The sequence below is a fragment of the Pseudomonas panipatensis genome, assembly GCF_900099785.1.
GTDB classification, from domain to species: Bacteria; Pseudomonadota; Gammaproteobacteria; order Pseudomonadales; family Pseudomonadaceae; genus Pseudomonas; species Pseudomonas panipatensis.
Genome location: NZ_FNDS01000008.1, coordinates 328,066 through 346,637, shown reverse-complemented (window position 1 = coordinate 346,637; position 18,572 = coordinate 328,066). Strand labels below are relative to the sequence as shown.

The following is an 18,572-nucleotide window of genomic DNA, read 5'->3' as shown; positions in this document are numbered from 1 at the left end:
ACCTCAATGTTCTCCTAACTGATCGGCCAGGGCCTGAAAATCAGTACGCAGAGTTTCTTCCAGAATCTCACGGGGGAAATCGGCCGTGACCACCGCCGCCCCCAGCCCTTGGAGCAATACCAGACGCAAGCGACCGTCGAGTACCTTCTTGTCTACAGCCATGTGCTCGAGGAAATGCTCGGCGGTCATTTCCTTCGGCGGCACTATCGGCAATCCCGCCCGGCGCAACAGACGCATACCCCGATCACGCTCGGCGGCCGTCAGCCAGCCCAGAAGATGCGACATCTGCAGGGCCATCACGGTTCCTGCCGCCACGGCCTCGCCATGCAGCCAGACGCCATAACCCATGTGGGTTTCGATGGCATGGCCGAAGGTATGCCCCAGGTTAAGGGTCGCACGCACCCCCGACTCGCGCTCGTCGGCACCGACCACCCGAGCCTTGGCCGCGCAGGAGCGCTCGATGGCTTCGGCCAGGGCCGCGGAATCCAACGCCAGCAATTGTTCGACATGCGCTTCCAGCCAGGCCAGGAAAGGCTCGTCGCAGATCAGGCCGTACTTGATCACCTCGGCCAGCCCGGCGGACAGCTCGCGCGCCGGCAGCGTGCGCAACGAGGCAGCATCGATCACGACGGCCTGAGGCTGGTAGAAGGCGCCGACCATATTCTTGCCCAGCGGGTGGTTGATGCCGGTCTTGCCACCGACCGAGGAGTCCACCTGGGAGAGCAGCGTGGTCGGCACCTGAATGAAGTCGACACCGCGCTGATAGCAAGCAGCCGCGAAGCCGGTCATGTCGCCGACCACCCCGCCCCCCAACGCAATCAGCGTGGTCTTGCGGTCATGCCGCGCCTGCAGCAGGGCATCGAAGATCAATTGCAGGGTTTCCCACTGTTTGAAGGCTTCCCCATCAGGCAAGACCACGGCGATCTGCGCATAGTCGGCCAGCGTCTTCTGCAGACGCTCAAGGTACAGCGGCGCGATAGTCTCATTGGTGACGATCGCCACCTGCCGGCCACGGATGTGCGGCGCGAAAAAGCGCGGGTCGTCGAGCAGTCCCTCACCGATGTGGATCGGATAACTGCGGTCGCCGAGATCGACATTGAGTGTGCGCATGAAGCCCCCAGGCAAGAAAGGGCACTAGGATAACGCAGAAAGTAGCGGCCTTTAATGCCGCTCCAGTCTGCGCAGGCGGTCCAGTATCTCCATCACCACCAGGCGCGGCGGCCGCTCGTCGGTCTCCACCACCACATCGGCGACTTCCCGGTAGAGCGGATCGCGCAGGGTCATGAGGTCGCGCAGGATCTGCCCCGGGTTGGGCTTCTGCAGCAACGGCCGACCTTTGTCGCGGGCGGTGCGGGCGATCTGCTGGTCGACCGAAGCGTGCAGATAGACCACCTTGCCGCCAGCCTTGAGCGCCGCGCGATTCGCCTCGCGCATCACCACACCCCCTCCGGTAGCGATCACCGCCCCATCGGTGGCGCAGAGCTCGGCGATCATCGCCTGCTCACGCTCACGGAAACCCACCTCGCCTTCGACATCGAAGATCCAGGGGATGTTGGCGCCGCAGCGCTGCTCGATTTCCTTGTCGGAATCCTTGAAATCGAGATGAAGCTCTTTAGCAAGAAGACGCCCGATGGTGCTTTTACCAGCCCCCATCGGGCCTACCAGAATCAAATTGGACACGGCATTGATCAACGATCGATAGCAATGGCCTGATTATTCATGATCCGGGGGGTGAGGAAAACCAGCAACTCGTTCTTCGTGTCGGTCACATAGTCATTCTTGAACAAGCGTCCGACCACCGGAACATCCCCGAGGAACGGCACCTTGGCAGTGGTCTTGGTCTGGGTATTGGAGAACACCCCACCGATGACGATGGTTTCACCGTCGTTGACCAGAACCTTGGCATTCACCTCGTTCTTCTTGATCGGCGGTACGCCATTCAGGGCATTCGCATAGTCAGGCTCATCCTTGTTCACCTTGACCTGCATGATGATGCGGTTGTCCGGGGTAATCTGCGGAGTCACTTCCAGGGACAGCGCGGCCTCTTTGAAGGAAACCGAGGTAGCGCCGCTGGAACTCGCTTCCTGGTACGGCACCTCGGTACCTTTGAGGATCTTCGCGGTTTCCTTGTCCGAGGTAACCACCTTCGGCTGGGAGACCACCTCACCGTTACCGGTCTTCTCCATCGCGTTGAGCTGCAGATCGAGCACCGTGTTGTTGGTGACGAAGCCAATGCCGATACCGGAGGTCGGGGTCGCCGTGCTCACACCCAGATCGACGAAGGTCGTCCCGGTGCCGCTGGTGGCTCCCGACACCGTGAAGTTGCCACGGTTGGACAGGGAACCGCTCCAGTTCACCCCGAGTTCCTTGGTGTAATCGACGCTGGCTTCGACGATGCGCGCCTCGATCATCACCTGGCGCACCGGGATATCCAGCTGCGAAACGATGCGACGCAGTTCGTCCAGGCGCTCCTGGGTCTGGTAGGCGATGATCGAGTTGGTGCGATCGTCGACTGTGATGGAGCCGCGATTATCCGTATTCGCCGCTGCCGCCGCTGCCGCACCAGGACCGCTGGCGGTGCCGGTGACCGACTGGAACAGCTTGGCGATGTCGGAAGCCTTGGCGTAGTTCACCTGGATCAGTTCGCGACGCAGGGGAGCCAGTTCGGCGATCTGCTTCTGCGATTCCAGCTCCTGGCGCTCGCGGGCAGCGATCTCTTCAGCCGGCGCCACCAGCAGCACGTTGCCGACCTTGCGCTTGTCCAGGCCCTTGGTTTTCAGCACCAGGTCCAGCGCCTGATCCCACGGCACGTTCTGCAGGCGCAGGGTGATATTGCCCTGCACGGTATCCGAGGCGACCAGGTTGAGATCGGTGAAATCGGCGATCAACTGCAGCACCGAGCGCACATCGATGTCCTGGAAGTTCAACGACAGCTTCTCGCCGGTATAAGCGAAGGTGTCCTTCTTACGCTTCTCGGCATCGCCCGCGGACAGCGGCTTGATGCTGACGGTCATGCGATTGTCGGTCTGATAGACCAGGTAATCGAACAGGCCGCTCGGCTCGATGGTAATGCTGGCCTTGTCGCCGGCAGCCGACGCATTGACGAACTGCACCGGCGTGGCGAAATCCTTCACGTCCAGACGCACACGCAGACTGTCAGGCAACTGAGTCTTGGGGAACTCGAGGCGAATCTTCCCACCCTGCTCCTGGATATCAGGGTTGACGCTCGGATCGGAGAGATCGATGACGACATTGCCTTCGCCCTGTTCGCCACGCTGGAAGTCGATGTTGCGAATGGCCTTGCCGACCGGGGCGTAAGGCTTGGACTGGGCCGGCCGCGGCGCAGCGGCGTAGCTGGGTGCGGCACTGGCCACGGCCACCGGAGCCGCCGCCGGAGCACCACCACCCTGCCCCACCACGATGAACAGATTGTTGCCCTGCACGCGAGTGGAATAAGGCACCAGGCTAGACAGACTGATGATCAGGCGGGTGCGGTCTTTCGCCTCAACCACCGTCAGGCTGCGCGCATTGCCGACGCCCAGCTCGCGGTTCTTGCTACCCAGCTTGTTCTGCACGCCGGGCAGATCCAGGGCAATACGCGCCGGCTGCTCGATGGTGTAGCCACGCGGGGTCGCCACGGGCTCGTCGAAGCCCAGCTTGAGTTCGACACGGTCACCCGGCAGCGCGGCGACATCGACACTCTGCAGGTTGGCCGCGAGCAAGCTGGGCGCGAAGATTCCGGCCAACAGGGCGAAGCCCAAGCGGGTAATAGTTCTGTTCATCGTCGTCTGAATCCGTCGTGCAGACAGCTGTTTGTTATCCATGCTCATCCCCGCCCTTAGGAGCGCTCCTTGAGAGTTAGGCTGCGCGGCCGTTCCAGCCAGCCCCCCTCACCATCAGGAACGATCTCGATCACGTCGATCTTGCCTTCGCTGATGGAAACGATCTTTCCATCATTGCGTCCCAGGTAATCTCCGACTCTCACGCGGTGCACCCCTCCCGCACCGCGCACCAGCGCGAACATGCCCTGGTCGTTGGACAAGGTCCCCACCATTTCGAAGGTCTCGATATTGAAGCCTTCAAGGAATTGCTTGACCCGGGTTTCGTCGGGCTTGATCACCTTGGAGCCCTTCTGTTTGACCGCCAGGTCGATCTTCACTGGCGGCTGGAAGGGACTACGCATGGCCGAGGCGTTATAGGTAAAGGCCTCGTACTGCTGGAACTTCGGCATCGGCTCGATGGAGCCTTTCGGGCGCGCGCGCACTTCATCCATGTAGGCTTGAAGATCGGCGAAATCGCTCCCGGAGCCGCAACCATTCAAACTCAGCAACAGCAGACCACAAAGCATCAGGCGGCTCTTCATTTCTTCTGCGCCCCCGCGGTAGCTGCCGGCTTGGCCTGCAAGCCCTTGTCGTTATAACGGTAGGTCTTCGCCAGGATGCTCATGCGCAGCTTGGAGGTACTGTCCGCACTCACGGGCTTGATCTCGAAATCATGCAGGGTAACGATGCGCGGCAGACTCGAAACGCCACTGACGAAGGTGGCCAGATCGTGATAGCCACCCACCACGCTGATCTGTATCGGCAACTCGATGTAGAACTGCTGGGTGACCTCCGGCAGGAGTTTGATTTCCTCGAACTCCAGGCCACTGCCCAGGCCGGTCCGAGTGATGTCCTCGAGCAGCCCCGGTACCTCGGTGTCACTCGGCAGTTGCCGCAACAGTGCACCGAAGGACTCTTCCATTTCCTTCATTTGCGTCTTGTAGGCCTCCAGGTTGGCGGCCTGGAACGCCTTGGTGGCGAACTGCTGCTTGAGCGTGTCCTCCTCCGCACGACGCTGGTCGAGCTGCCCCTGCATGTCCTTGAGGTGGAAGTTGTAACCAAGCGCCAACACCACGGCCATCAGCAGGACACCGGCGATCACCTTGACCGCTGCCGGCCAGGATCCGAGGTTGTTGATGTCGAGGTCGTTGATATCGATCTTGCGCAAGCTTTCCAGGGAATCGGCCAGACTCATTTCTTGGCTCCTTGCGCGACGGCTTTCTTGTCCTGCTCCTTGCCTTTCTCACCGGGCTGGGTCTGCTGGACGGTGAGCTGGAAGGTATTCGCCTGATCCACCGCCCCCTGGGTCACAGCCTTGACCTCGGTGAGGTTGGGCGACGTCAGCCACTCGGACGCATCCAGATTGCGCATCAGGTTGGAAACCCGGTTGTTCGACTCGGCGGCACCGGCAATGGCAATGCTCTTGCCGGACATTTTCAGGCCGGTGAAGTAGACGCCGTCCGGCAAGGTACGCACCAACTGATCGAAAATACGCCCGATGATCGGCCGGTTGCCCTGCAGATCCTGAATGATCTTCATACGCTCCAGGAGTTGCTGACGACGGGTCTTGAGCTCGCTGATCTCCTTGATCCGCGCGTCCAGCACCGCGATTTCCTTGCGCAGGAAATCATTGCGCGCCCCCTGATTCTCGATCGCAGAGCTGTAGTACTGATCGCCAAGGAACACCAGGCCCGCGGAAACCAACAGAACACCACCGAGGGCCACGAGGAAGCGCTGCTTGCGTTCTTCACGCAGTTGCTCGCGCCATGGCAGAAGGTTGATGCGTGCCATCAGTCGAAACTCCTCATCGCCAGACCGCAGGCAATCATCAACGCCGGCGCATCACTGGCCAGCGCACCCGCGTTTACCTTGCTGCTAAGCGCCATATCAGCGAAGGGATTGGCCACGAGAGTCGGAGTGCCGATCTTCTGCTGGATCAGCCGATCCAGATCGGGAAGGGATGCAGTGCCCCCGGCCAGCAGAATGTAGTCGACATCGTTGAACTGTCCGGCAGCGAAGAAGAATTGCAGCGAGCGGGAAACCTGCTGCACCACTGCATCCTTGAACGGTTGCAATACCTCGCTGTCGTAGTCATCCGGAAGACCACCCTGCTTCTTGGCCAGGCCAGCTTCTTCCACCGACAGCCCGTAGCGACGCTGGATCTCTTCGGTGAGCTGGCGCCCACCGAAGAGCTGCTCGCGGGTATAGATGGTGCGGCCATGGTGCAGGACGCTGAGGGTGGTCATGGTCGCACCGATATCGACCACTGCAACGGTCAGCTCATCGGCGTTGCCGCCGAGCTGGTCACCAAGCAGGCCGAAGGCACGCTCCAAGGCGTAAGCCTCGACATCCACCACTTTGGCAGTCAGTCCCGCCAGTGCCAGCGCCGCCTCACGCACCTCGACGTTTTCCTTGCGGCATGCCGCCAGGAGCACATCGACACGCTCGGAATTGCGCGCGGACACACCCTGGACTTCGAAGTCGATGGCGACCTCCTCCAGGGGATAGGGAATGTACTGATCGGCTTCGATCTTCAGCTGGTTTTCCAGCTCATCGTCGGAAAGCCCACCGTCCATCTCGACTGTTTTAGTGATGACCGCCGATCCGGCGACGGCGACCGCAGCCGTTTTCACGCCGGTGCGCGCCTTGGCGACCACTCGTGACAACGCCTGGCCTACCCCCTCCAGTTCGGCGATGTTCTTTTCAACCACGGCGTTGGGCGGAAGCGGCTCAACAGCGTAGGCCTCTACCTTGTAGCGGCCCCCTGAACGGCTCAACTCCAAAAGTTTGACCGAAGTCGAACTGATGTCGATCCCCAACAGTGTGTTCGCTTTCTTAGTGAAGAGCCCTAGCACGACTGATTTCCTATCAGCATCCGAGACTTACGGACGATTTATGTTTTTTGACATTAGATACCAGACTTGACACCTGCGCAAATAGCTCGCCAGCAAAAAAACTGCTTATAATGTGATCAGCTTTTCCCTTTTCGCCGCGTCTTTCGCTTAACTCTTTCTTTTCTCTGGAAATCCAAGACCTTCCAATGCGCCTGCTGAAGTTTCTGTGGTGGACCTGCGTCGCCATTTTTTGTGGAGTGCTGCTCAGTTTAAGTGGCGCTTACCTGTATCTCAGCCCTAGCCTGCCTTCGGTCGACGCCCTGCGGAACGTGCAGCTGCAGATTCCGCTGCGGGTGTACAGCAGTGATAACAAATTGATAGCAGAGTTTGGTGAGATGCGCCGCGCACCGATTCGCTTCGCGGACATTCCCCCAGATTTCATCCACGCCCTGCTGTCCGCCGAAGACGATAACTTCGCCAATCATTATGGCGTGGACGTAAAAAGCCTGATGCGTGCTGCCGCGCAATTATTGTCGACCGGACATATCCAGACCGGCGGCAGCACCATCACCATGCAAGTCGCGAAGAACTATTTCCTCACCAACGAACGGAGCTTTTCGCGGAAAATCACCGAAATTCTCCTCGCGCTGCAGATCGAACGCGAACTGACCAAGGACGAGATCCTTGAGCTCTACGTCAACAAGATCTACCTGGGCAACCGCGCCTACGGTATCGAAGCCGCCGCGCAGGTCTACTACGGCAAGTCGATCAAAGAGCTGAGCCTGGCGCAGATGGCCATGATCGCCGGCCTGCCCAAGGCGCCTTCGCGCTACAACCCGCTGGCCAACGCGGCGCGCAGCATGGAGCGGCGCAACTGGATCCTCGAGCGGATGAACAAGCTGGGCTTCATCGACCAGGCGCGCTTCCAGGCCGCCGTCAATGAGCCGGTGGGTGCCTCTTACCACGTGCCGAGCCCCGAGCTGGTGGCTCCCTACATTGCCGAGATGGCCCGCGCAGAACTGGTCGGCCGCTACGGCGGCAATGCCTACACCGAAGGCTATCGGGTCTATACCACCGTGCGCAGCGACCTTCAGGAAGCCGCCAACAATGCCTTGCGCGAAGGCCTCCAGGAATACGACCAGCGCCACGGCTACCGCGGCCCGGAAACCCGCCTGCCGGGCAAGACCCTGGACGCCTGGCGCCAGGCCATCGCCCAGCAACGTCCCCTTGGCGGCCTGGAACCGGCCATCGTTACCCAGGTGACCAAGAGCGGGATCATGGTCATGGGTCGTGACGGTAAGGAAGAGACCATCAGTTGGGACAATATGAAGTGGGCACGTCCCTACCTGAGCAGCAACAGCATGGGACCGGCGCCGCGCCAGCCCAGCGATGTGGTGCAGGCTGGCGATGTGATCCGCGTACAGCGCCGTGACGATGGTGCGCTGCGCCTGAGCCAGGTGCCGGCGGCCCAAAGCGCGCTGGTTTCGCTGAACCCGCAGGATGGCGCGATCATGGCGCTGACCGGTGGTTTCTCCTTCGAGCAGAGCAGCTACAACCGCGCGGTGCAGGCCAAGCGCCAGCCGGGCTCCAGCTTCAAGCCGTTCATCTACAGCTGCGCGCTGGACAATGGCTACACCGCCGCCAGCCTGGTCAACGACGCGCCCATCGTGTTCGTCGACGAGTACCTGGACAAGGTCTGGCGACCGAAGAACGACACCAACACCTTCCTTGGTCCGATTCCGCTGCGCGAAGCCCTTTACAAGTCGCGCAACATGGTATCGATCCGCGTCCTGCAGGGATTGGGCGTCGAACGTGCGCGCAACTACATCAGCCGCTTCGGTTTCGATGTCCAGGAGCTGCCGCCGAACCTGTCCATGGCCCTGGGCACCGCAACCCTGACCCCGCTGGAAATCGCCGGCGCCTGGAGCACCTTCGCCAACGGTGGCTACAAGATCAGCCCCTACGTGGTGCAACGCATCGAGAGCCGCGAAGGTCAGGTGCTGTACCAGGCCAACCCGCCGCGCGTGCCCGTAGAAGATGCCGCACCGGTCGCCAGCAAGGATGCCGCGCAAGCGACCCCGGCGGCGCAGGAAGACAACGATCCGGCCCACGCCAAGACCACCATCGAGCCGACGCCGGCCGAGCGCATCATCGATGCGCGCACCGCCTACATCATGACCAGCATGCTGCAGGACGTGATCAAGCGAGGCACCGGCCGCCGCGCCATGGCGCTCAAGCGTGACGACCTGGCCGGCAAGACCGGTACCACCAACGACTCGAAGGACACCTGGTTCTCCGGCTTCAACGCCGACTACATGACCACCGTCTGGGTCGGCTTCGACCAACCGGAAAGCCTCGGCCGCATGGAGTTCGGCGGCAACGTCGCCCTGCCGATCTGGATGCGCTACATGGGCACGGCGCTGAAGGACAAGCCGTCGCACATGCTGCCGGAGCCACCGGGGCTGGTCAGCCTGCGCATCGACCCGGTCACCGGGCGCGCCGCCGCACCGGGCACGCCGGGCGCCTACTTCGAACTGTTCAAGAGCGAAGATACGCCGCCGCCCATGAGCGAGCTGGCCCCGGGCAGTTCGCCGGGTACGCCGCTGCCCTCGGACGAAAGCGCGCCCATGGATCTCTTCTGATCTGAAAAACCCCTCGCAAGAGGGGTTTTTTCTGCCCGCAGGAATACCGCGCAAATAAGCGATGGCAATATGCCAATCCATTGATTACTCTGCGATTTGCGGCGGGGAAAGTGGTTCCTGCACGATCGACCCCATCCGATCGACAGGAGCTTCCCGCGGCAACCCTTCATTCAGGTGCGCAAGGCACCGTCGGGTCAATCCAGCTCACGCCAAGTCAGATAGACGCGCAGGTCGAACTCGAGCTGGTGATACGCCGGCAACATGTACTCGCAGAGCTGGTAGAAGGCTTTGCTGTGGTCGCGCTCGCGCAGGTGGGCCAGTTCGTGCACCAGAATCATCTTGAGGAACTCCGGCGCGGCGTCCTTGAACAAGGCGGCGACGCGGATTTCCTTCTTCGCCTTGAGCTTGCCGCCCTGCACCCGCGAGATCGCGGTGTTCAGCCCCAAGGCACGCTGCACTACATCCAGCTTGCTGTCGTAGAGCACCTTGTCGACGGCCGGCGCATTGCGCATATGCTCCTGCTTCAACTGCATGGCGTAGGCGTACAGGGCCTTGTCGCTCTGCACCTCATGGCGCCCCGGATAGCGGCGTTGCAGGTACTCCCCCAGGCGATTCTCGGCGATCAACTGGCGGACCTGGTCCTGAAGCTGCTGTGGGTAAGCCTGAAGATAACGGAGCGGCTGCATGTGGCGCCCATGACGCGAAGTGAGGGCGCGCAGTCTAGCCGATCACCCCGCGCCACGGCACGACTCAAGCCAAGGCAGTCGTCGAATAGGCCTCGGTGCGATAAGGGAATGCCACTTCGGCCTGTCCGCGCAGCGCAGGGTGTGTAGCGATCAACTCGTGCAAGCGCTGTTCGACGCGCTGTTTCTGCTCCGCCGGCAGGGCGGCGATAAAACTGATGGACAGGGTACGCGCCACTATCACCTGCTCTGGCGGGCCGACATGGCGGTAGCTGAATTCACGCAATTGCAGCGGCGCGAAGGCCGCCCCGGCAAAGGCCCGGCGCCACTCCCCCGTGTGAAAGCGCGGCGTACTGCCTTCGTAGGGCGCCACGATCCGCGTGAGTTCGGCAACCCAGTCGACGCTTTCGTCACGCACGTTCCACACCAGCCCCAGGCGTCCGCCCGGGCGCAGCACGCGATGAATCTCGCGCAGCGCCGGCGCATCGGCGAACCAGTGGAACGCCTGGGCACAGAGCACCGCGTCGAGGCTCGCCGCAGGCAGCGGGATGGCCTGGGCCGTGCCATTCAACACGCGCACGCTCGGCAAATGCTCCGTCAGCTGCGCACGCATCGCCGCGACCGGCTCGATAGCGACGACTTCGGCGCCACTGCGCAACAGCAGGCTGGTGAACTTGCCGGTGCCGGCACCGAGGTCGGCCGCCACGCTGCCGCTGCCGATGCCCAGGGAAGCATCGAGCCAACCCAGCAACTCGTCGGGATACTCGGGACGCCCATGCGCGTACGTCTGCGCCTCCCGGCCGAACCCCTGCTGCGCACTGGCGTGTACATCGCTCATTTGTCTTCTCCGGCAAGCCTTCCGCTTTCCGGTATAGCACAGCGATTCAGCGCAGCGGGCAGGCCTGACCGTCGAGGTAGGCGCGATAGCAGGTCAGAAGCTTCTCATTGCTGATCCGACAACGCTTCTGCCGGCATTCACTATGGAAGTCGAAGTGCCCGCCCTCGGGATCGGCGAGCTGGATGCGCAACGCCGGCCAGCCATTGCGCGGCGCCTTCGGTGGCGTACTCAGCAGGCGCCCGTCGCTCTCGACCAAGGCACCGCCGGCGGCGGCGTAGTCGAAGACGAACAGCAGGCTGCGCGACGTCTTCAACGTGCATTCGGTGTGGTTCAGGCAGTTCTGCGCATCGGCCGGCAGGGTATTGGCGACCCTGGGCACTGAGGCGCTTTCCGGCGCAGAGACGGGCGGCGGCGCGGCGCGGTCGGCACAACCGGCGAGCAACAGCATCAGGACGGGAAACAACCAACGCGATAGCGGCATCGCACGCTCCATGGCCAGCGCATACGAAAGAGCCCCGCAAAGCGGGGCTCTTCAGGGTAGCACCGGGATCAGTTGACCTTCGGCGCCAGCTCACCCTTGGCGTAACGCTGGAACATGCCTTCCAGGGAGATCGGCTTGATCTTCGAGGCATGGCCGGCGGTGCCGAAGGCTTCGTAACGGGCGATGCAGATGTCACGCATGGCTTCGATGGTCTTGGCGAAGTATTTGCGCGGATCGAACTCGCTGGGGTTCTTCGCCAGGAAACGACGGATGGCGCCGGTGGAGGCCAGGCGCAGGTCGGTGTCGATGTTCACCTTGCGCACGCCGTACTTGATGCCTTCGACGATTTCCTCGACCGGCACGCCGTAGGTTTCTTTGATGTCGCCACCGAACTCGTTGATGATCGCCAGCCAATCCTGCGGCACCGAGCTGGAGCCGTGCATCACCAGGTGGGTGTTGGGGATGCGCTTGTGGATTTCCTTGATGCGGTCGATGGCGAGAATGTCACCGGTCGGCGGCTTGGTGAACTTGTAAGCACCGTGGCTGGTACCGATGGCGATGGCCAGGGCGTCGACCTGGGTCTTCTTGACGAAGTCGGCGGCCTCTTCCGGGTCGGTCAGCATCTGGCTGTGGTCGAGGGTGCCCTCGGCGCCAACGCCGTCTTCTTCACCGGCCTGGCCGGTTTCCAGGGAGCCCAGGCAGCCCAGTTCGCCTTCCACGGACACGCCGCAGGCATGGGCGAAGGCCACGGTCTGCTGGGTCACGCGGACGTTGTATTCGTAGTCGGACGGGGTCTTGCCGTCTTCACGCAGCGAGCCGTCCATCATCACCGAGCTGAAACCCAGCTGGATGGAGCGCTGGCACACGTCGGGGCTGGTGCCGTGGTCCTGGTGCATGCACACCGGGATGTGCGGGAATTCTTCGATGGCGGCGAGGATCAGGTGGCGCAGGAAGGGCGCGCCGGCATATTTGCGGGCGCCGGCCGAGGCCTGCACGATCACCGGGGAGTCGGTCTTGTCGGCCGCTTCCATGATGGCGCGCATCTGCTCGAGGTTATTGACGTTGAAAGCCGGGACGCCGTAGCCGAATTCGGCGGCGTGGTCCAGCATTTGGCGCATGCTGATGAGTGCCATGTTTTCACTTCTCCCAGAAGTTGGGCTCGTTCGATTGTTCGCAAGCCTGCCGCAGGGGCAGGCCGTATTCAAGTAATTCGCGCCGGGCGGGTGATCCCGCCGCGGCGGCTTATCGGGCGCGGCAGTTGCGCCCGATCAGATCGTTGCTCTCGACCCAGTAGATCAGGCCTTGCTCGCCGGTGACGCTGAAGCCGACCAGTCCATCGCTATAGAGAGCCCCGGCGCCGCCAGGTTCCTCCTCGAGATGATGGACCACGTCATCCTCGCCCAGGCGCAGGTCGACCACCGAGGACTTGGTGCCTTCGACATAGCGCCAGATGACCACGGCCTTGCTGTCGCACACCCAGTGGTTCCAGCCCGCGCTGCCATGGCTAGCGCCAGCGGAGCCGGAGCCAGTGGACGAGTGGCTGGAACAACCGGCCAGCAGAACCAGCAGGGCCGGAGCGAGATAACGCATCATCGGGCAACTCTCCATCCACGCGGCGGCGCCGCAACAGTCCATTCTGCCCTGCGCCACCGGCGGCCGGGTCGGCATCGATCAGGCCTTGGCGCGCTGCTCCAGGACTTCCACGGCCGGCAGGACCTTGCCTTCGACGAATTCGAGGAAAGCGCCACCCCCCGTGGAAATGTAGGAGATCTGCTCGCCCACGCCGTACTTGTCAATGGCCGCCAGGGTGTCGCCACCACCGGCGATGGAGAACGCCGGGCTTTCGGCGATGGCCTTGGCCAGGGTCTTGGTGCCTTCGCCGAACTGGTCGAACTCGAAGACGCCGACCGGACCGTTCCACAGGATGGTCTTCGACGACTTCAGCAGTTCGGCGAACTGCGCGGCGGTTTTCGGGCCGATGTCGAGGATCATGTCGTCATCGGCGACGTCGGCGATGGCCTTGATGGTCGAGGCGGCGCTCTCGGCGAACTCCTTGGCCACGACCACGTCCACCGGCAGCGGTACGCTGACCTTGGCCGCGATGGCCTTGGCGGTATCGACCAGATCGGCTTCGTAGAGCGATTTGCCGACCTTGTAGCCAGCCGCGGCGAGGAAGGTGTTGGCGATGCCGCCGCCGACGATCAGCTGGTCGCAGATCTGCGCCAGGCTGTTGAGCACGTCGAGCTTGGTCGACACCTTGGAGCCGGCGACGATCGCCGCCATCGGCCGCGCCGGATTACCCAGGGCCTTGCCCAGGGCGTCCAGTTCGGCGGCCAGCAGGGGGCCAGCGGCAGCGACCTTGGCGAACTTGGCCACGCCGTGGGTCGAGCCCTCGGCGCGGTGGGCCGTGCCGAAGGCGTCCATGACGAAGACGTCGCACAGCGCGGCGTACTTCTGCGCCAACTCGTCGGCGTTCTTCTTCTCGCCCTTGTTGAAGCGCACGTTCTCGAACAGCACCAGTTCGCCCGGTTTCACCTCGACGCCATCGAGGTAGTCCTTGACCAGCGGCACCGCACGGCCGAGGGCCTTGCTCAGGTAGTCGGCGACCGGCTGCAGGCTGTTCTCCGCAGAGAACTCGCCCTCGGTGGGACGGCCCAGGTGCGAGCAGACCATCACCGCCGCGCCCTTCTCCAGGGCCAGCTTGATGGTCGGCAGGGAAGCGAGGATGCGTGCGTCGCTCTTCACCACGCCGTCCTTCACCGGGACGTTGAGGTCTTCGCGGATCAGTACGCGCTTACCTTGGAGATCGAGGTCGGTCATCTTCAACACGGTCATGACGGTCAGTCCTGTCTGGGCTGTTTAATTAACATTCACTTGCGGCGACCCGCAGGAAGTGTCCCGCGGTATCGAGCATTCGGTTGGCGAAACCCCACTCGTTGTCGAACCAGGCCAGCAGATTCACCAGCCGGGGGCCGGAAACGCGGGTCTGGCTGCCATCGACTATCGCCGAATGCGGGTCGTGGTTGAAATCACAACTGGCGTGGGGCAATTCGGTGTAGTCCAGCAGACCTTTCAGCGGGCCGCTGGCGGCGGCTTCGCGGAGCACCCGGTTGATCTCCGCGGCGGAGGTGTCGCGGGAGGTCTGCAGGGTGATGTCGAGCGCCGAGACGTTCACCGTCGGCACTCGCACGGCCTTGGCCTGGATGCGCCCGGCGAATTCCGGCAGCAGGCGCTCGATGCCCCGCGCCAGGCCGGTGGACACCGGGATCACCGACTGGAAGGCCGAGCGCGTGCGGCGCAGGTCTTCGTGATGGTAGGCGTCGATCACCGGTTGGTCGTTCATCGCCGAATGGATGGTGGTGATGGACACGTAATCGATGCCCACCGCCTCGTTCAGCAGCTTGAGCAACGGCACGCTGCAATTGGTCGTGCAGGAGGCGTTGGAGACCAGCCGCTCGGTACCACTCAGGCGGTCCTGGTTGATGCCATAGACCACCGTGGCATCGACGTCCGCCTCGCTGGCCATGGGCTGGGAAAACAGCACGCGCGGGGCTCCGGCGGCGAGGAAACGCTCGCCATCGGCGCGGCTGTGGTAGACACCGGAGCACTCCAGCACCAGGTCGATGTCCAGGGCCGCCCAGTCGATAGCCTCCGGCTCGGATTGGCGCAGCACCTTCACGCAGTCGCCGCCGACGTGCAGGCAGCCGTCGGCCACGCTTACCTCGCCGGGGAAGCGGCCGTGGGTGGAGTCGAAACGGGTCAGGTATTCCAGGCTGGCCAGGTCGGCCAGATCGTTCAGCGCGACGATGGAAAAACCAGCCTTGGCGCCGCGCTCATGCAGGGCGCGGAACACGCAGCGGCCGATACGGCCGTAGCCATTGAGGGCAACTCGGTAAGGGCGCTTGGACATTGTTATCCCTTGTTCGACCGTAGGATGGGATGAGCCTGCGCCCCCATGCAGCACAGGCTCCGATGGGTATCGCGGCGCTCAACCCACCCTAGGTTCTACCCTGGAGGTCAGGCGTCGAGCAGCTCGGCGGCGACTTCCAGGATGTTCTCGACGGTGAAGCCGAAATGCTCGAAGAGCGCGGCGGCCGGCGCCGACTCGCCGAAGCTGGTCATGCCGATCACGCGGCCTTCCAGGCCCACGTACTTGTACCAGTAGTCGGCGTGCGCGGCCTCGATGGCGATGCGCGCGCCAACCTGTACCGGCAGCACGGCCTGCTTGTAGCCGGCGTCCTGCTGGTCGAAGACGCTGGTCGACGGCATGGATACCACACGCACCTTGCGGCCTTCGGCGCTGAGTTTGTCGTAGGCCTGCACGGCCAGGCCGACTTCGGAGCCGGTGGCGATCAGGATCAGCTCCGGCTCGCCGGCGCAGTCCTTGAGCACGTAGCCGCCACGGGCGACGTTGCCCAGTTGTTCGGCGTCGCGCGCCTGGTGCGGCAGGTTCTGGCGGCTGAAGATCAGCGCCGAGGGGCCGTCATTGCGCTCGATGGCGTATTTCCAGGCCACCGCCGACTCGACCGCGTCGGCCGGGCGCCAGGTGTCCAGGTTCGGGGTCAGGCGCAGGCTGGCCAGTTGCTCGATCGGCTGGTGGGTCGGGCCGTCTTCGCCGAGGCCGATGGAGTCGTGGGTGAACACGTAGAGCACCCGCTGCTTCATCAGCGCGGACATGCGCACCGCGTTACGCGCGTATTCCATGAAGATCAGGAAGGTCGCGCCGTAGGGAATGAAGCCGCCGTGCAGGGCCACGCCGTTCATGATGGCGCTCATGCCGAATTCGCGGACGCCGTAGAACACGTAGTTGCCGGAAGCGTCTTCCGGGGACACGCCCTTGCAGCCTTTCCACAGGGTCAGGTTGGAGCCGGCCAGGTCGGCGGAGCCGCCGAGCAGCTCCGGCAGCAGCGGGCCGAAGGCGTTCAGCGCGTTCTGGCTGGCCTTGCGGCTGGCGATGGTCTCGCCCTTGGCGGCGACATCGGCGACGTAGGCGGCGGCCTGCTGAGCGAAGTCAGCCGGCAGTTCGCCCTTGATGCGGCGCTGGAATTCGGCGGCCAGTTGCGGATGGGCGGCCTGGTAGGCGGCGAAGCGCTGGTTCCACTCGGCCTCGCGGCTGGCGCCGGCTTCCTTGGCGTTCCACTCGGCATAGATGTCGGACGGGATGTCGAAGGGGGCGTGGTTCCAGCCCAGGGCGGCGCGGGTGGCAGCAATCTCGTCATTGCCCAGCGGCGCGCCGTGGCACTCTTCCTTGCCCTGCTTGTTCGGCGAGCCGAAGCCGATCACGGTCTTGCAGCAGATCAGGGTCGGACGGTCGCTCTTGCGCGCGGTGTCGATGGCGGTCTTGATCTCGTCGGCATCATGCCCGTCGACATTGCGGATCACCTGCCAGCCGTAGGCTTCGAAGCGCTTCGGCGTGTCGTCGGTGAACCAGCCGTGGACTTCGCCGTCGATGGAGATGCCGTTGTCGTCGTAGAAGGCGACCAGCTTGTTCAGGCGCAGGGTACCGGCCAGCGAGGCGACTTCATGGGAGATGCCCTCCATCATGCAGCCGTCGCCGAGGAAGGCGTAGGTGTAGTGGTCAACGACCTTGTGCCCGTCACGGTTGAACTGGGCGGCCAGCACTTTCTCCGCCAGGGCCATGCCGACGGCGTTGGCGATGCCTTGGCCGAGCGGGCCGGTGGTGGTCTCGATGCCGGCGGTGTAGCCGTACTCCGGGTGGCCCGGGGTGCGCGAATGGAGCTGGCGGAAGTTCTTCAGGTCGTCGATGGACAGGTCGTAACCGGTCAGGTGCAGCAGCGAGTAAATCAGCATCGAGCCGTGACCGTTGGACAGCACGAAGCGGTCACGGTCGGCCCACTGCGGGTTGCCCGGGTTGTGCTTGAGGTAGTCACGCCAGAGCACTTCGGCGATATCCGCCATGCCCATGGGGGCACCGGGGTGGCCGCTGTTGGCTTTCTGCACGGCATCCATGCTCAGTGCGCGGATGGCATTGGCACGCTCACGACGGCTGGGCATCGCTGAATCTCCTGCGGGTGCTGCTTCGATTAGACGAAGGGATGAAAAAAGGCGGCCATTTTCGCCCAGCCGGCCATCGCGGGGCAATGACAGATCGACAGCGGGTGCGACAGCGCCGGTTTCCCGCGACGCGCAACACCCCCTGGAGGACCGATCGGGGACGACACTCCGTCGCCAATATCAAAACTTTTTGATACAGAGGTTGCCGCGACCGATGGTGGCGACTAGACTCCGCGCCCTATGAGCCTGCGCCTGCCACAGATCCGCCACGACGCCTGCGACGAGCTGGCCGCGCTATGCAAGGCCGGCGGCGATCCGCTGCGCCTGAACGTGCTGCGCGTGCTGGCCAACGATTCGTTCGGCGTCCTGGAGCTGGCGCAGATTTTCGCCATCCGCCAGTCGGGCATGAGCCACCACCTGAAGGTCCTGGCCCAGGCCGGCCTGGTGGCGACGCGCCGCGAGGGCAATGCGATCTTCTACCGCCGCGCCCTGCCGCAGGGCGACAGCCTGGGTGGCAAGCTGCATGGCGCGCTGCTGGCGGAAGTGGATGAGCTGGAGCTGCCCGCGGATGTCGCCGCGCGCGTGGCTGCGGTGCATGCCCAGCGCGCCGCGGTGAGCCGCGATTACTTCGCCCGCAGTGCGGAGAAGTTCCAGGCGCAGCAGGACCTGATCGCAGGACTGCCGCAATACCGTGAAAGTGTTCTGGCGTTGCTCGATGCACTGAGCTTCGCCCCCGGCGCCACGGCGCTGGAAGTCGGTCCCGGCGACGGTGGTTTCCTCCCCGAGCTGGCCCGGCGCTTCAGTCAGGTCACCGCGCTGGACAACAGCGCGGCCATGCTGGAGCTGGCCCGTCAGCGCTGCCAGGACGAAGGCCTCGGCAACGTCCGGCTGGACCTGGCCGATGCCCTGCAGGACAGCGCCGAGCCCGCCGACTGCGTGGTGTTGAACATGGTCCTGCACCATTTCGCCGCGCCGGCCGACGCCCTGCGCCAGTTGGCGCGCCTGGTACGGCCAGGCGGCAGCCTGCTGGTGACCGAGCTGTGCAGCCACGACCAGAGTTGGGCGCGGGATGCCTGCGGCGATCTCTGGCTGGGCTTCGAACAGGACGATCTGGCCCATTGGGCCGATGCCGCGGGGCTCGCCCCCGGCGAAAGTTTGTACATTGGTTTACGTAATGGCTTTCAGATCCAGGTACGGCATTTCGCCAAACCGGATTCGCGAAGCGTCCTCACCCACCGGTAATGATAGGAACCGTTAG

At 63.5% G+C, this 18,572-nt stretch carries 17 protein-coding genes; 2 read left to right on the top strand and 15 right to left on the bottom strand.

Annotated elements, in window-relative coordinates:
- Positions 1–3: 3 nt before the first annotated feature.
- The 7 genes from aroB to BLQ74_RS19890 are packed head-to-tail and all read right to left on the bottom strand — an operon-like array spanning position 4 to position 6,676.
- Complete coding sequence (gene aroB, locus BLQ74_RS19920; protein WP_090265457.1) at positions 4–1,110, bottom strand: 3-dehydroquinate synthase; 1,107 nt, start codon at positions 1,108–1,110, stop codon at positions 4–6.
- A 51-nt stretch (positions 1,111–1,161) separates the two neighbouring features.
- On the bottom strand, positions 1,162–1,680 hold the full coding sequence (aroK, locus tag BLQ74_RS19915; RefSeq protein ID WP_090265520.1) for a shikimate kinase AroK: 519 nt from the start codon (positions 1,678–1,680) through the stop codon (positions 1,162–1,164).
- 8 nt (positions 1,681–1,688) lie between these two features.
- Entirely contained in the window at positions 1,689–3,782 is a 2,094-nt protein-coding gene (locus tag BLQ74_RS19910; RefSeq protein WP_090265455.1) for a type IV pilus secretin PilQ, read from the bottom strand.
- A 56-nt stretch (positions 3,783–3,838) separates the two neighbouring features.
- Positions 3,839–4,363, bottom strand: coding sequence for a type 4a pilus biogenesis lipoprotein PilP (gene pilP / locus BLQ74_RS19905; RefSeq protein WP_090265453.1), 525 nt, complete (start codon positions 4,361–4,363; stop codon positions 3,839–3,841).
- Entirely contained in the window at positions 4,360–5,016 is a 657-nt protein-coding gene (gene pilO, locus BLQ74_RS19900) for a type 4a pilus biogenesis protein PilO (RefSeq protein WP_090265451.1), read from the bottom strand. The genes pilP and pilO overlap by 4 nt, the downstream gene beginning before the upstream one ends.
- On the bottom strand, positions 5,013–5,612 hold the full coding sequence (pilN, locus tag BLQ74_RS19895; RefSeq protein WP_090265449.1) for a type 4a pilus biogenesis protein PilN: 600 nt from the start codon (positions 5,610–5,612) through the stop codon (positions 5,013–5,015). The genes pilO and pilN overlap by 4 nt, the downstream gene beginning before the upstream one ends.
- Positions 5,612–6,676, bottom strand: a complete 1,065-nt coding sequence (locus BLQ74_RS19890) for a pilus assembly protein PilM (protein WP_090265447.1) — start codon at positions 6,674–6,676, stop codon at positions 5,612–5,614. The genes pilN and BLQ74_RS19890 overlap by 1 nt, the downstream gene beginning before the upstream one ends.
- A 185-nt stretch (positions 6,677–6,861) precedes the next feature.
- On the opposite strand from BLQ74_RS19890, the gene BLQ74_RS19885 reads away from it, so the two are divergent.
- Entirely contained in the window at positions 6,862–9,297 is a 2,436-nt protein-coding gene (locus BLQ74_RS19885; protein WP_090265445.1) for a penicillin-binding protein 1A, read from the top strand.
- Positions 9,298–9,491: 194 nt separating this feature from the next.
- On the opposite strand, the gene BLQ74_RS19880 is transcribed toward BLQ74_RS19885, so the two are convergent.
- The 8 genes from BLQ74_RS19880 to tkt form a co-directional block, all read right to left on the bottom strand.
- The gene (locus BLQ74_RS19880) at positions 9,492–9,983 is read right to left on the bottom strand and encodes a M48 metallopeptidase family protein (RefSeq protein WP_090265443.1); all 492 of its coding nucleotides are present in this window, start codon (positions 9,981–9,983) and stop codon (positions 9,492–9,494) included.
- Positions 9,984–10,047: 64 nt separating this feature from the next.
- Positions 10,048–10,818 (bottom strand): class I SAM-dependent methyltransferase, encoded by a 771-nt coding sequence (locus BLQ74_RS19875; RefSeq protein ID WP_090265441.1) that lies wholly within the window; start codon positions 10,816–10,818, stop codon positions 10,048–10,050.
- 46 nt (positions 10,819–10,864) lie between these two features.
- The gene (locus tag BLQ74_RS19870; RefSeq protein ID WP_090265439.1) at positions 10,865–11,299 is read right to left on the bottom strand and encodes a hypothetical protein; all 435 of its coding nucleotides are present in this window, start codon (positions 11,297–11,299) and stop codon (positions 10,865–10,867) included.
- Positions 11,300–11,367: 68 nt separating this feature from the next.
- Positions 11,368–12,432, bottom strand: coding sequence for a class II fructose-bisphosphate aldolase (fba, locus tag BLQ74_RS19865; protein ID WP_090265436.1), 1,065 nt, complete (start codon positions 12,430–12,432; stop codon positions 11,368–11,370).
- A gap of 109 nt (positions 12,433–12,541) precedes the next feature.
- Positions 12,542–12,892 carry an MliC family protein gene (locus BLQ74_RS19860; protein WP_090265434.1) on the bottom strand — a complete coding sequence of 117 codons (351 nt, stop codon included), beginning with the start codon at positions 12,890–12,892 and terminating at the stop codon, positions 12,542–12,544.
- A gap of 78 nt (positions 12,893–12,970) precedes the next feature.
- A complete protein-coding gene (locus tag BLQ74_RS19855) occupies positions 12,971–14,134 on the bottom strand; it encodes a phosphoglycerate kinase (protein WP_090265431.1) in 1,164 nt (387 codons plus the stop codon).
- 28 nt (positions 14,135–14,162) lie between these two features.
- On the bottom strand, positions 14,163–15,209 hold the full coding sequence (epd, locus tag BLQ74_RS19850; protein WP_090265429.1) for an erythrose-4-phosphate dehydrogenase: 1,047 nt from the start codon (positions 15,207–15,209) through the stop codon (positions 14,163–14,165).
- A gap of 107 nt (positions 15,210–15,316) precedes the next feature.
- On the bottom strand, positions 15,317–17,314 hold the full coding sequence (gene tkt, locus BLQ74_RS19845) for a transketolase (RefSeq protein WP_090265427.1): 1,998 nt from the start codon (positions 17,312–17,314) through the stop codon (positions 15,317–15,319).
- 240 nt (positions 17,315–17,554) lie between these two features.
- Here tkt and BLQ74_RS19840 point away from each other — a divergent pair, with 240 nt between their 5' ends.
- Positions 17,555–18,556 carry an ArsR/SmtB family transcription factor gene (locus tag BLQ74_RS19840; RefSeq protein ID WP_090265425.1) on the top strand — a complete coding sequence of 334 codons (1,002 nt, stop codon included), beginning with the start codon at positions 17,555–17,557 and terminating at the stop codon, positions 18,554–18,556.
- The last annotated feature ends 16 nt before the right edge of the window (positions 18,557–18,572 follow it).